11 protein-coding genes are annotated in these 15191 nt (G+C 32.9%); 2 read left to right on the top strand and 9 right to left on the bottom strand.

Annotated features, from left to right (window positions below):
• Positions 1-9: 9 nt before the first annotated feature.
• A complete protein-coding gene (locus I7822_RS11970) occupies positions 10-1116 on the top strand; it encodes a nucleotidyltransferase family protein (protein WP_207978379.1) in 1107 nt (368 codons plus the stop codon).
• Positions 1117-1228: 112 nt separating this feature from the next.
• Here I7822_RS11970 and I7822_RS11965 read toward each other — a convergent pair whose 3' ends face one another.
• From I7822_RS11965 to galE, 9 genes are all read right to left on the bottom strand, one after another.
• On the bottom strand, positions 1229-2200 hold the full coding sequence (locus tag I7822_RS11965; protein ID WP_207978377.1) for a metallophosphoesterase: 972 nt from the start codon (positions 2198-2200) through the stop codon (positions 1229-1231).
• A gap of 83 nt (positions 2201-2283) precedes the next feature.
• Positions 2284-4083 (bottom strand): ABC transporter ATP-binding protein, encoded by a 1800-nt coding sequence (locus tag I7822_RS11960; RefSeq protein WP_207978375.1) that lies wholly within the window; start codon positions 4081-4083, stop codon positions 2284-2286.
• 12 nt (positions 4084-4095) lie between these two features.
• Positions 4096-5283, bottom strand: a complete 1188-nt coding sequence (locus I7822_RS11955; RefSeq protein WP_207978373.1) for a nucleotidyltransferase domain-containing protein — start codon at positions 5281-5283, stop codon at positions 4096-4098.
• Positions 5267-5743 carry a lasso peptide biosynthesis B2 protein gene (locus tag I7822_RS11950; RefSeq protein WP_207978371.1) on the bottom strand — a complete coding sequence of 159 codons (477 nt, stop codon included), beginning with the start codon at positions 5741-5743 and terminating at the stop codon, positions 5267-5269. The genes I7822_RS11955 and I7822_RS11950 overlap by 17 nt, the downstream gene beginning before the upstream one ends.
• Positions 5744-5783: 40 nt before the next feature.
• Entirely contained in the window at positions 5784-6080 is a 297-nt protein-coding gene (locus I7822_RS11945; protein WP_207978362.1) for a lasso peptide biosynthesis PqqD family chaperone, read from the bottom strand.
• Positions 6073-7008 (bottom strand): phosphoenolpyruvate carboxykinase (ATP), encoded by a 936-nt coding sequence (locus I7822_RS11940; RefSeq protein WP_207978360.1) that lies wholly within the window; start codon positions 7006-7008, stop codon positions 6073-6075. Before I7822_RS11940 ends, I7822_RS11945 begins: the two co-directional genes overlap by 8 nt.
• 527 nt (positions 7009-7535) lie before the next feature.
• The gene (locus tag I7822_RS11935; protein WP_207978359.1) at positions 7536-7679 is read right to left on the bottom strand and encodes a paeninodin family lasso peptide; all 144 of its coding nucleotides are present in this window, start codon (positions 7677-7679) and stop codon (positions 7536-7538) included.
• Positions 7680-7693: 14 nt separating this feature from the next.
• A complete protein-coding gene (locus tag I7822_RS11930; RefSeq protein ID WP_207978357.1) occupies positions 7694-9631 on the bottom strand; it encodes an asparagine synthase-related protein in 1938 nt (645 codons plus the stop codon).
• Positions 9632-10190: 559 nt separating this feature from the next.
• Entirely contained in the window at positions 10191-11243 is a 1053-nt protein-coding gene (galE, locus tag I7822_RS11925; RefSeq protein ID WP_207978355.1) for a UDP-glucose 4-epimerase GalE, read from the bottom strand.
• A 553-nt stretch (positions 11244-11796) separates the two neighbouring features.
• Here galE and I7822_RS11920 point away from each other — a divergent pair.
• Positions 11797-15180, top strand: coding sequence for a chitobiase/beta-hexosaminidase C-terminal domain-containing protein (locus tag I7822_RS11920; protein WP_207978353.1), 3384 nt, complete (start codon positions 11797-11799; stop codon positions 15178-15180).
• Positions 15181-15191: the final 11 nt, after the last annotated feature.

Here is a 15191-nt window from a genome sequence, read left to right as displayed (position 1 = left end):
GCAGAAAAAATGTTAATAAACTTTCTACAATCCTTATACGATCACAACTGCCCACTTCCAAGTGAGGCAGTTGTTTATAATCGATTAATTGAGGACATCGAATACTTTTCAATATCTCCACAAGTTTATTTTTACTTAAAACAACAAGATAGACTTGAACTTACACCCCCTTTCTTTCAAAACCGACTGAAGAATACGTTTAATCAAGTTCTAATACAAAATCTATTTATTAAAAATCAAACAGAAAAGATTCTATCAATTTTGGATGAATTAGGTATACCAGCAATCCCTTTAAAAGGTGTGTTGTTTGCTGAAAAATACTTTGGTCATGTGGCAGCAAGATCGACATCAGATATTGATCTATTAATAAAACCACATGATCTAGAAAATGTTATAGAGTGTGTGAAGGAATTGGGATATATAATGGAAGTAGAATGTGCTCCAGGTCATTTTCATTGTAGTTTGAGTAAGGAGCTACCTGGTTCACCAGTTCCGCTTGTTGTTAAGATTCATTGGGATATTTTGAAGGAAAATACGAGTGAGTTTTCAATTGAGGAATTTTGGTTTAAGTCAACTTCTTTTAAACAGTATAAACATGTTAAACAACTATCTGATGTTCATACGTTTTACATGATTTGTCTACATACTTGGAGACATAATTTAGATTCGATGAAGCATTTCTTAGATATTATTCAGATGATTCATGTAATGGGTAACCATATAGAATATGTTAATCTATTTAATGAAGCAACTAGACATAAAACCTTAAATCGACTGAAACGAACGTTATCAATTGTTTATCGAACCTTTCCTCATGTAAAGGAAATTCAAACACTCCCATTTCTACAGCAAAAAGGTTTGTATTGGCAATATGAAGCGATTAGAGATTCTAGCTTTAGGAATGTGAAAGTGTATGTAGATTATTTTGATTATTTATTTTTTAGTTTTGATACCGTTAAACAACGATTGATTGCAATTAATGAATGGCTCCGACCGTCTGAGTACCACTTATCGAAAGAGCTAAAGTCAGAGAAAGGAACCAATTTTAAAGACTATTTAATCTTATATAATAAAAGATGGTTTGGATTTTTAAAATCTGTCTTCCTTCATAAATAATTTGAAGGAAGAGTTTTCATAAGATATTAATAGTAAACTTTTTAGGATAGACGCATTTTATGTTTTTTATATTGGTGAAATATCAAAATCTTTAACAAAGACATATAATCTATCATTTTTTCTTTAATGTCAGAACATTAATTTCAGGTGTGTTAAATAGCCGAAACTTTAAAAATGACACTGTTTTACTACTTCCTAATCCCGCACTGACATATTGCTTCGTTTTTTTGTACTCCCATAATCCCTTTACTCGATTTTGTGGAGGGAAAAGACCACTGCGTTCGTAGTATGGTTCTGGAACAAAAAGGGCGCCTATAAAAGGCAGTCTTATTTGTCCACCGTGGTAATGACCAGCCATGATTAGGTCATAGTCTCTAAATTTACGATTTGGATCACTTTTTAGTTGGTCGATTTTAGCGTCGACGACTGGGTAATGATTTAAAGCGATTATTACATCTGTATCAATAGCTGAATCTAGCATTGACATTTCTGCTAGTAATTGATTTTGGTGCTGTTCGTATAGTGAAGATTTAGCTTCTGTTGGTATGGCAGCTCTTTTTTGTGGATCCAAAGTAGATAATTCAAAATCAATAATTTGTATGTTGGAAGATCCTTCTTCAACTGTATAGATCGACTCGAGAAGCTTTACACCTCTTGCTTCCATCCCCTCTATAAATTCATGCTTTTTCAAATGTTTCTTACCATCAACCACATAATTACTTGGGTCCGAATTACCTGGAACATATAATGCATGATCTTTATTGTGAATACCGTCAATCAATGAATAAAAAGGCTGATAATTATGACTACTACCACTAATTAACATATCTCCAGTAAATACTATTGAATCGTAATCAATAGAATTAATTTTCTTAATTAGTCGTCCTTGATTTTCTCCAAATTCTTTTTCATGTAAATCAGTTATTTGTACAATTTTAAAACCATCTAAATCATCTGGTAAATTTTCAATCAATATTTCTTGATTTACTACTTTTATTCGGTTGTTGTCCCAAAGAGTATATATGAATAGGACCACAATCATTAACACAATCGATAACAATACCCTTCCTCCTGCTTTATTCATTGACATCTCCCCTGAAATCTATTTAATAACTTCATACTTAATACAGCTCGAACAGAAAACACTCACCTATATTATAGTGAGTGTTATAAACTTGCTTCCATTTGATTACTTAATAAATTGCCAAACACACTTCTTTTATCTTTTGCAAGCTGGCCAAATTCTCCTTTTTGAATAATTGAACCCTGATCCAATACAACAACTTGATCTGCATTTCGTATCGTTGATAAGCGGTGTGCAATAACTACAATTGTCATTCGACCCTTTAGCATGTCTATCGCTTGTTGGATTTTCGCTTCATTTTCTGTGTCTAATGCACTTGTGGCTTCATCAAGCACAAGAATTGAGGGGTTACGTAAAATTGCTCGTGCCAGAACAATTCGCTGCCTTTCTCCTCCAGAAAGTCGGATTCCTCTATCTCCAATTAAAGTATCGAGACCATTCGGAAGCTTTCTTACAAACTCGGCTGCTGATGAAAATTCTAAAGCTTCCCATATTTGTTCTTCTGTTGCTTTTGGCACAACTAAGTTCAAATTCTCCTTAATACTATTGTTAAAGAGAAAGGGATCTTGTGGGACATAACTAATTGCCTTCCTCAAAGATAATAGATTTTCACTTGTTAAGGGTTTTCCGTCAATTAATACTTGCCCTTTTTCCGGTTGATTTAGACCCATTAATATATCAATTAAAGTACTTTTCCCCGCTCCTGATCGACCGACAACTGCAGTCATTTTATTAGCCGGTATCACGATATTAATATTCTCTAAAGCATATGAAATTGAACTATTTTGTAGGTAACGGAAAAATACATTTCGGCATTCAATTTCCTGAGAAATTTGCATTGGTATTATTTCACAATTATCTATTAGTGTAATTTCCTTAGCCCTTTTACATTCATCTTGCAAAGATTTAACAGCTTTAAATGAAGGAATTGTTGTGGCAATTTGCTCTAGTGACCCTTGAATACCAGCTACTTTTGGCCATAATCTTGAAAAAATAATAATAATTAACATTAATTGTCCAGACTGAGCATTAAACATGTTTATAGCAATAAAAATAAACGTAGCAATTAATACTGCCGAAGAAACTTTATAGTACATTTGTGACGTAGTTTTCATTTTAAAATATTCAATTTGTTCATCCTGCATTCCTTTTGTAATCTTGCGAAACCATTCCAATCTTGACTCTTCTAACGTATTACTTTTTATATCTTTAATTCCGTTAATCTGATCTGTTATACCTGCATGATATTCTTTACCTAAAATAAAATTTCTGTTCCCTAATTCAAGTGATCTTTTTAGAAATTTACGATTTAAAAAAATAAGGACTAAACCACATAACAATACGAATATCGTTATATTTGGGGAAAGCCAAAATGCAAGACCAATTTGAATAAATGTAAAAATAAGAGAGGCTATAAATTGTAAAAAAGAGTGTGTTCCTGCACTCGATCGAGCAATTTCTACTGTTAATAAATTTATAAGGTCTGACTTACGATGTTTTATAAAAAAATTCCAATTAGCATGTAACAAAGATTGATACGTTTCTATACGTAGGTAACGAAAAAAGCCATGTTGAATGATTGTATTTTGAATGGTTATATGGCGTTGTAATAAATTTTGACCAATAACTATTAGAACATAAATTGCTAATATTATAGGCAAACTTAATGTACTTGGTATGTCTTGCAAGAATGTAAATAATTCAGATACAGGTGTATCTCTTGCATCTAAGTTCACAATCCCACTAATATTAATCATTGGTATTAATAATAATATTCCAATTCCATCTAGCAAACTAATAAACATCATTGCTAGTAAATTTATATAAAGAATTTTTCCTGCAAACGAATGTATTTGCTTTAAAAAATAAAACACATGTGTCAAAATTGTTTCCCCCTAGGGTAATGCATGCTTCCTTGTCCTCCTCCAAGCCCAAAGAACAGGCCGTAAGGGAAAGTATAAAAAGTGCAACTGTTTTGGCAATGGTAAAGTTTCCGCATCCTCAGAATATGGATGTAAAAAACTCAAATAAAACAATACCCTTTGTCTTCTAGACATTAATGAAATTAAATGACGTGTATGATATCGGGAAATATCCTCAGGAACGGGATCTGTATGTAAATTAACCATTCTTTCTAGATAAAATATTGCCTCTTGTGCCAATCCCCAAGAATCTCTGTTTTCTAATATAGTCTTCATATCACCTGAATTCTTCGAATTTAATAAATTTGAAGATAAAACTAATGCTTGGGCCCCTATATTATGAATATGATATTTTTTTAATAACTTATTAGTCTTAACCCAGTCAATATCTTGTTCTGTCATCTGATGAATATCTAACAACCAACGAAGCCTTGACCAACCATGACGAGCACCGTGAGAAACGAGGAATAAAAACAAATCTTCTTTCCCTAGAAAAAATACTGGATAAGAAGTGAGTTTACTTTTACTTTTCCGCATCCATAATTCTTCAAAATTAGGCTCAAATCCCGGACCAGGATTTAATCTCCAATGAATCTCAAGTTTCATTCGTTTTTGAGGGTGGAAATAAGTAACATGATGATGTCTCCACTTCCAATCGTTCAGTACAGTTTTAATATAATCTTCTTTTTCATAGCCAAGTTTTTGTAATAAAACTTCCGCTTTATTAAGATCTTCAAGTGGAATCAGAAAATCCAAATCACTTGATGTTCGCAAAGAAATATCACCATACAAGTCATGAGCAATCACAGGTCCCTTTAAAAAAAGAAGACGGATTTTTTCCTCTATAAAAATCCTACTTACTCGTTCCATTTCGGCGCTTAATTGCAGCATATTAAATGTATTTATCTTGTAATCTTGTAACAGCTTTTGAAAAACAAATGACGGAATTAGATTATTGCTAATCCCTTTTAATTTAGACTGGAGCACAGGAAAGACACGGTGATGTTTTGCTTGTTCTATAAAAAGATTCCAATCAATGTCAGCAAATATTTCCGTACTATTTTCTTCAATTAATTTATGATTGTCCTTCTTTAACAACTGGAGGATTAATTTTACTTCCCTAGGTACATTTGCTAGTTCAAGCTCAAATTGTTTCACCATTGCTTTTTCCTCCAATTTTCTTAGCAAATTTCCCTACAACAGTAAATTTCTCCATTCCTTCAGAACCAGTTATATAATAAGGACCACTACGCAACCAAGCATGTGCTATTAATTCACCAGAGTTATCCCTTGCTGTCCCTAAATAAAGAGTGCTTTCAATTTGCCGTTTTTCTAACATTTTCATTGCTGCAATTGCTTTAACAAGACATTGACTTTCCCAAAAAGTATATTGACTCATAATATGAATAGCTTGAGAGACATTGGATAATATTTTTTTATTCGCAACAGATGGCTCAAAAGTTGTTTCTTCCATGTGCTGACCAAGTGAAGGTGCCACTTTTGAAAAAGGGATACTTTTAAGATATCGCCCCAATCCTAAATAACAAAATGATTCCAGCAATAGCCCCTTCGTTTTCCAATCCATTAATAAAAAAACCCTTAATTTACTCAAGAATCTCACTGAACCTTTCCAGAAAAAATAAACTTTCTGTATATCCCAATTAATATTCTTCAACCTTAATTAATCTTTCGTCATATAATAAGTTTAAAAAGGACAAGACCTGTTCCTCACATTTACTTTGTTCCACATCATATTGTGTAAATAATGAATTAACCAACTGATTTATAGAAGTTGGTTTTTTAATTAGATCCCATATATCTCCTCCTATGTCACCTAAATTGTAATACTTGCCATTTTGAATATTTAACATTACCTTTTCCCCATCCATATCACTTACGATATTTCCTTCTTCTTGGCTAACGATATGAGTTAATGAAATTCGTTGAGTTTTATCCATATACTTTTTCCTCCTTATTTAATGTTTTTAAAATTAATTCTGTTAAATCATATGCAGTAAACCTACTTGTCGGACGACGCAAATGGTATATATCAATATGCTCACACATTTTAGTAGTTGTATTAAAATGCCATTCCATTAAGCCTGAAGGTGCAATGAAGAAATTTCGGTATGTATTACAGAATAATATGTGTAATCGATTTAAGTTTTCAACAGGATTGAATTCTATCTCATCATTATTTGTTTTGACTAATTCTATGACTCCTGCAAGTGGCAATGGTCTAGTAGCAAATTGGTTTATTACTGGAATCGCAAATTTGGTTTCTCTATTGAAGATTGGTCGAAATTGATTAGATTCCATTGCAAATTGATTTAAGCTTTCTAACCATAATTTTTGTTGTGGATAAGCAGGTGTTACTATTGGGATACCTTTTTTAATAGTGATCGGTATGACATCATCACTAATGAGTTGATACCCTAACCTTAAGAATGCAGAAGCAAGAGTTGATTTACCTGCACCTGAATCTCCTACAATAGCATAAGCTTTACCATTTAATTCTATTGCACTACCGTGTAATGGGAGGATTTTTCTTTGCATTAATATTGCTCCCATACAGGTCCCCAGGAGATAAAGCCGTATTTGATCTTCGTTAGCATTGTTGTAAGAAGAAAACGTGATCTTTTTCCCATTTTCTACGAGATAGATTGCTACATTAGGTACATCGAATAAGCAATAGTTTTCTTTTACTACAAAATATCTCTTTGGATCTCCTAACAATGCCCATTGTTCGGTAAGATCAGATTTCTCAATCAAAATATCTGGATCGGAACTTATGATTTGCTCTTTTTCCAATTCTGGTAATAATATACTGCTTAAAACCTTTAAGCCAAATGCTTTATAAACAATTTTATTTTTATTAGTAATCATCTAGCAATTTTCCCCTTTAAAATATTTTCCTTTAACTATTCTTTATAGATAAAGCAATAATTTATCTAGTATACGAATCAGGTATCAATGTCCACACCCACTAAATTGCTTGATGCAACTGTCCTTATACTTTTTTCATGTGATTGATCCCTTTCATTCTAATTTTTTTAACTAAGATTTGTTCGTCCTTAAATCATTTTGGGGAAACATAAATAAACCTGAGTTATATTAATTTTTGATTGAATTTACGAAGAAATTTAACTTGGTGGAGGTCCTGTAAAGTTTATTGTAATTATAGACTGACTTCTAATAGGGTCTTGAATTGATATTTGCTGTTGGTATCTATTTGAAACTTTAACAGCCACATCAGAATCACTTTATATATTCAATTTCTTAGGAAGCACCTCTTCATATTGGTAGAATTATGTAGTAATTTCTCTTTACAAAATGAAGAGGTGCTTTACATGTTTATTTTTTTTAAGAAAAAAATTTAATTGTTAAATGATTAAAGCTATTAACTTATTTACTTAAGATCCATGATGTACTCCGGTTTGACCTTCTTCACCAAGAGCAGCATTATAGCCTTCATCATATTTACCCCAATTTGCACTTGCCATTGTTTGATCAATATTTAGTACTTCTAATACTGGATTTTTCCATTCCTTTTTCATGTTATCACCTCCTTTCAAGTATGATTTTTAATAAATCGATTAATTATTAAACTTCGCATTAATATTTGATAATCTGGATCAAATGCAAATTCATTGCTTGGTCCTTTTTTAACTTTTGAAATTGCTGATTTAAGGATAGGCATATTTAAGATTTCTGCCAGCAATGAATCTCTACTTATTCCTTCTAGTTCTGATATAAAGGTTTCCCAATAAGGCATCATTCGATGGACACAATCTGCACCTTGAACTCCTCGAATTCCTTGATTTAGACGTACCTTATCTGGAAGAAGCCCTTCCGTTGATCTCCTAATTAACGCTCTATCTAACCCATTTTGTACGTATTGTCCTTCAGGAATAGATAAACAAAAACGAATTACTCTTATATCATTTGTTGGATCACGCTTCCATAATCCGAAATTCAGAGATAGCTTAGCTCCTAACGTACCAGTTGTGTTCCAAGGAAAAACTTCTTTAAAATGAGATCTCCTAGCTTCGAAAAGATTTCTTGATTGAGAACTTGATATATTCATTCCATGTTCTTGTAGCTTTTCTAAAACTAAGGTCTTCTTTGCTAATTCTGGATTTAATAACATTGGAAACTCATCCTGGCTATCTAATGAGATTGTATGATTTATTGATGGGAATGCTATTTTCGAAATCACTGGTAGTAAGCGAAATCTGCTGCCACCAACATTTTTACTATATTTATTTAATTCATTGATAAGCCGAATCCATTTTAATTTTTTCAATAAAATAGAATAATAGTGCATCGCTGGTCCCCATGAAATACTTAGGTTTCCTCTACCACCATTCAGTAAAATCCCTACTCCATGCTGATGTGCAGTCTCAAAAATACCTTTAATCCAGTTTGAATTCGCAAAGAACTTGTAAGGCATTTCCATTGTTTTAAGCCAATCATCGACTTCATTTAAAGGGTTAATTCCATCAAAATCCAAATAGAAATCCTTAATATTACCTACATGCTTCACTGTAGATTGTATGAACGGTCTCTCATCTGCAAGTAAGTACTTAGGCGTCCAATCTTCAAAATCCTTGGGTGGTACATAGCTATATGTATGTAATGTTTTATTCTCACTTAGTAAAGTTCTGGCAGCAAAGCTTACTACTGAACCGGAATCTAATCCCCCACTCAAATGAGCTCCTACATTACGATTAGTCCTTAGGCGAGAGTCTACTGCAGTTTTAAAAACATCACGAAAGGCTTCTACATATTCTTGATCTGATTTTAGAACTATCCTCTCCTCAGGGGTTATTGCCCAGTATCTAGATAGCTTCACTTTCCCATTTGCAATTTTAATAGTATGAGAGGGAGGGAGTTGTTCTATTTGTTTATATACCGTAATAGAGGTATCAACAGTATCATTCATTCCTGGTATTGCTAAAAACTCGGCCATCCATTGTTCATTTAATGTTTTCTCAATATGTGGCAAGGATAGTAAAGGCTGTATTGTTGTGCAAAAAGCAATTTGATGTTTATGTATGCAATAATAAAGAGTTCGACTACCTGAGAAATCTCTTGCACCAAAAAGATGTTGATTTCCTTCATCCCATATAAAAAATACGAAATCACCAACCAAATACTTTGGTGAGTCCTCTCCCCATTTTTGATATGACATCAATATTAACTCACTATCTGTTATTGATTTTCTTTTATTAAAAGAAACTTGTAAACTTTCAAACAATTCATCTCGATTATCAATAATTGCATCTGCTGTTATTGCTATTTTTCTTTCTTCATCATAAAAAGGCAGCTTTTCCCCAACTGATTCAGGTGTAATCCATTGGGCGTGACAGCCTAGAAAAACCGCTTCTTTTTGCCATATTTGTACATCATCGGCAGGGAATTTCTCAAGTGATTTCATGATATTTCTGCTTTGTTCATATGAAATGGTTTCTTTATTAAAGTTAAAAATACCAGTAATTGCACTCATCTTTTTCCTCCCAAAATGCCCGACTAAACATTTATTACAGTTGATTCCTATAAATTTTCATACCTCTATTTTGTTCTAAAAGGTTATTAATTGTTGAAAAATTAATTGTATGATTTACTTCAAATGCCCTCTTTTCTTTAAGATCATATCCGCAATAAGGGCATTGCCAATGGTCTATTTTTGTACTACTAAATGAATGATTTAGACAACGCGTACAAATTTTTCTAAACATTTTGGTTTCCCCGCTTTTTACTTTAATTTGATTCGTATACCCAGATTAATGAAATTCTATAACTTAAGTAATTAGATATTATTAACCCTACACATTTGTTTAAATGTAGTATAAAAGTAAATCAAGGTATTCTCAATAAAGAACAGCGAATCATAAATAAACTTACATTCCAACAAAACAACACTATATAAAGAACGATACTATAGTTTTATAAAGAACACAATAGTAAACTTATATAAATCAAATCACTTTTTATTTTAACAAAGCAATAATACATTCGTTTTAAGTATTTCTCTACTCTACAATAAAAAAATATAGCAAAAGAATTTACATTGAAGTTAATTTTAGATTTCGATCAATAATTATCTCTTTTTCATAACCATTTGGATTATTTAGTTGCCAACGCCAAGAATCCTTACACATGTCATCAAGTCCTTTTTTTGTGATCCAATTTAATTCGTTTTTCGCTTTCGATGCATTTGCATAACTAATACCTATATCGCCTGGTCTTCGATCAATGATTTCATATGGAATCTCACGTCCTGAAGCTTTTTCAAACGCCTTTATCATTTCGAGTACACTATATCCATTTCCAGTACCTAGGTTATAAGCATTTATCCCTTTTGATTCCATTACTCGTTCCAAAGCTCTTATATGTCCTACTGCTAAATCAACAACATGAATATAATCCCTGATTCCTGTCCCATCGTTTGTTTGATAATCATTTCCATAAACATTCAAATATGGAAGTTTTCCAACAGCGACTTGAGTAATATATGGCACAAGATTATTCGGAATCCCATTAGGGTCCTCCCCAATCCTTCCACTAGAATGAGCTCCAACCGGATTAAAATATCGCAGTAAGGCAATACTCCAATTATTTTTCGCAACAAAAACGTCCCGTAAAATTTCTTCTATCATTAACTTTGTTCGCCCATATGGATTTGTAGCTCCGACTGGTAATTCCTCGTGTAGTGGTACACATTGTTGCATACCATATACAGTTGCAGATGAACTAAAGACCATTTTATGTACACCGAACATTTCCATTACTTCACAAAGTATTAACGTTCCTGTGATGTTGTTATGGTAATAATGTAAAGGAATAGATACAGACTCACCTACTGCCTTAAGTCCAGCAAAATGGATAACAGCATCGATCTTGTTTTCTTTAAAGATTGTTACCAAATCATCTTTGCTGAGTAGATCACGTTGATAAAATTTAAAGTCTTTACCTGTAATCTCCTTTACTCTGTTGATTGCTTCTAATTTACTGTTTGAGAGATTATCTAATACGATAATCTCGTAACCAGCATTAAGTAGTTCTACACATGTGTGTGATCCGATGTATCCCGCGCCACCTGTAACAAGTATTGGCATGAGTTTTACCTCCCGATATATAATTCTAGTTTTTTATATAAAAGCGAGTTTATTCTTAATAAAGAACAAAATAATATAATTTTTCATTTCTACAATAGATAGTAGGTTTTTATATTTGTAGCTTTATTCTCATGACCTTGAATTTAAGTTAGCCAATTTTAAATTATAACCCATTACAGTTCTTTATAAAGAACATACTTTAATAATACAATTATTTTTCTTAGACTTCAACAAATAAATTTCTATTTATACAAATTAAAAATCTTGACATATTGAACATTAAAAAATACATTTTTCCTAACAGCCGTCTATTAAACTTATGAATTTAACTTGCTTTAAGAGCAATCTTATGAATTATACCGGGCCTTTTTTTCATTTTTTTATATGTCCAACCGTACGTTTTCTTCAAACATATGATGTATAGTATAAAAAATATTCATTCACTTACGGACAAATATAAATATTAAATCTTTCTAATTTTAAGAAAGGAAGTGTTCTACACGGTGTACCCAAAGATATTCATAAAATGGAGTTCAACGAGGAAGGTGAAAAAATGGTTTTAGTAATAATGGATTATTTTGAAGGAACCTCTACAATTACAAAGACGTATCAAGATGATATGATGGGATTTAAAATTACAAATGACCATAATTCAACTGACCTTACTTTTACAATCCATGGCATCACCATTTCAGTTAAACCAAAGGAAACCTTCAATGGGAAATTCACACCATTTAGATCCGTTACTATTAACACCTCCGTCCCTTATCGAGCTATTGTGTCAGCACCCTTTTATGGAACAGATCCCGACACCACGCCACCAGAAGAGGTGACTGATTTATCCGCTAGCAACGTTACACCTATCTCTTTAACTTTATCATGGACAGCCTCCCCTTCAAGTGACATAGCAGAGTATAATATTTATCAAGATGGAACGTTTCTAGCATCAATTAATAGTACTAATATGAAGGTGACAGACTTAACCCCATTTACGGAGTATACATTTCGTGTTGTTGCTAGAGACATAGCTGGGAATGAGTCAAGCGGGACAAATATTAATGTTACTACAGCTGCTGAAGATACTACACCTCCTGCGCTTACGATCACGTCTGGCGGAACCTTTACTGATATCCAAACTGTCACCATGACAACAGAAGAAACCGCAACGATCTATTATACGATAGATGGAACTGACCCCACTACCTCAAGCCCTGTTTATTCATCACCTTTAACTTTAACTGAAACCACCACTTTAAAAGCTTTTGCAAAAGATACTGTTGGAAATGAGAGTACAATTCAAACAGTAACCTATACGAAAATTGTGCTTATTTCTGACGGGCTTATCTTACACTATGACTTTACAAATAAAGCAGAGTCTACCTCGAATACAATTACCGATACAGTGAACAATGTTGAAGCCACTTTGATTGGAGTTTCTAATGATAGTGCTACTGATGGGTATGTCGATAATAAAGGATTATTGTTGCAAGTACAGGATTATGTACAGATTCCTACAAATACAAGTCCATTAAATCAATTGATCGATTTAAATAGCGGTTTGACTATTCAAATGATTAGTTATGATACGAATGGCTCACACTGGAAAACAGAGGATGGAAAGTTTACTTCAGCTAAGTCTGACTCGTTCACAAAATACCGAAAAACTGATGGCAGTGAAGGAAATAGAGGAATTGGTTCCTATTGGTTTGTTGACAGCACTGGGTACAGACAAAGTTATCAAGAGTGGGTAAATCCTATTGGATCCAATGCTATTAATATATTCACATTAAGAATAAATGTAAATAACACGGCGTCCATTTTTATTAATGATGCTATTAATGAAAATGGACGAATACCAGTTCCACAAGACTTTGTATCCTATATTAATTCTATGGCTGTATCACCACTGCAATTAAGACGGAATTTCGTAGGACATAACACGGCACCTGAAACATTGGTTGCATTTGTCATTTACAATCGTGAACTTACAGACAATGAGGTAAGAAACAATTATCATTTTTATCAAAATAAAGAGTCGCTTGAGGGTATTTCAGTGAATCCTACTAATGTACAATTAAAAGCTGGAGAAAGTCAACGGCTTTCTGTACAAGGATTACCAAATCGATATACAGAACTATTAAGCATCACATTTCAAAGTGGCAATGAAGGTTTTGTAACTGTAGATAATAATGGATTACTAACTGGGATATCTGATGGAGAAACAAATGTTTCAGTAACTGCTACTTATGAAGGCCAAACCTTTACAGAATACGTAAATGTAAAAATAGGGGGACAGGTTGTTTCTCCTCCATCTTCTACAAGAAACATTATTGGGATGTCAATTAATCGAAAAACTAATTCACTTAATGCAGGAGAAAGTTTCGTTGTCATGGCTACAGCGTTGTCCAGTAATCTCCTGTATGATATTTTCCATGATAATATTGTGCTTTGGGAAAGCTCTGATCCTAGTGTAGCCAAAGTACAATATGGAGTAGTAGAGGGAGTTTCCCCAGGTACTACGACACTTACTGCTTATGATGGAACAGGAACATATTCTGAGAGTTTCGATATTACTGTCGTTAGTAATGTCGAAACTCCTTTGACGGAAGCGGAAATCTATTATGTTGATGTAAATGATTATTCGATAAAATTGGATAACACAGATTCATCCAATACTACTAATGGCATTCAAAATGTATTAGATCACGCCGCTGTTAATGGATATAAGAAAATTATTTTCCCCAAAGGCACATATTTAATAAGCCCAGCAGTAAGGACCATCTATCCGCCAACAGATATGATTATTGATTTTAGTGATTCCATTCTTAATATTGAACCTAGTATATTAACTGTTACAGGCTACAAAATGTTCTATTTTACTAATGTAAAAAACACAAAATTAATAAGGACACATGTATATGGAGAAAGAGATTCAACTTCCATTCAAGATTCCGTTGAAGGATGTATAAGCGTTTTAATTGATGATTGTATGAACACAGGTTTTGAATCCTGCACTTTTAGTAAATCTCCCGGTTTTAATGTGATTACTGGAACACTCACAAATAGGAATATGGGAAGAACCACTCAAAGTATTTCTGTTAGTAGATTTGATTTTGAAGCAGGAAATCTTGATGAAAACGGAAATATTGACAATAGTAAAACATCTAATTATTACAGATATAATCAATACATGGATGTATCTGGTTTAGGAGAGTACTATTTACTAGGATATACACAAGGATATCATGGGTATCCTTATTTAAGATCAAGATTATATTCAATTCATTTTTATGACCAAAACTATCTTCATATTGAATCTCAAATGTATAATTTGCAGTACTATAATTACCCAAAACCTCCCAATGCTAAATACGCTAAAATTGTCATTTACCAAGAAGCTCCTCCATCTTCAGGAGATAATGACTTTAATGGAGCTGTAGCTTTTATAAGAACAATGGGCATGCCAAGAAACTGTTATATAAAAAATTGTACTTTTGAAGATAACTTTAGTACTGGTCTTGCTATGTGCGGGGGGCAAAATTGGCTTATTGAAGGTAATACTTTTTCTAATAATGGTGGAAGAATGCCGGGATGTGACATTGACTGGGAAGATGGATGGGAACACATGGTTGGAGATATTTTAAAGAATAATACCTTTAACTCTAGATTAGGCGTCATTTTCAGTGCTGGCGGCAGTTTAGCCGCAATCAATAATACATTTAATCGGTCAACGATCACAGTATGGAGCAGAACACAAAATTATAGAGTATTTAATAATATATTTAATGGTAAAGGCTCTTTAGCCAATGACTTTAAAACGCAAGGGGATTCTGTATTAGCTAGAAATATCTTTACTAATACAGCGTCCTACTCTACAGGTATTCTTCATACTGGGGCTTACTATAAAGTCCATGATATTTTTAATAATATTGTTTAACTACAATTTTT

Origin of the sequence: Metabacillus bambusae, assembly GCF_017497975.1 — a bacterium.
Lineage (GTDB): Bacteria > Bacillota > Bacilli > Bacillales > Bacillaceae > Metabacillus > Metabacillus bambusae.
The sequence above is the reverse complement of the archived record's forward strand: the minus strand, read 5'-3'. Positions and strand labels throughout refer to the sequence as shown.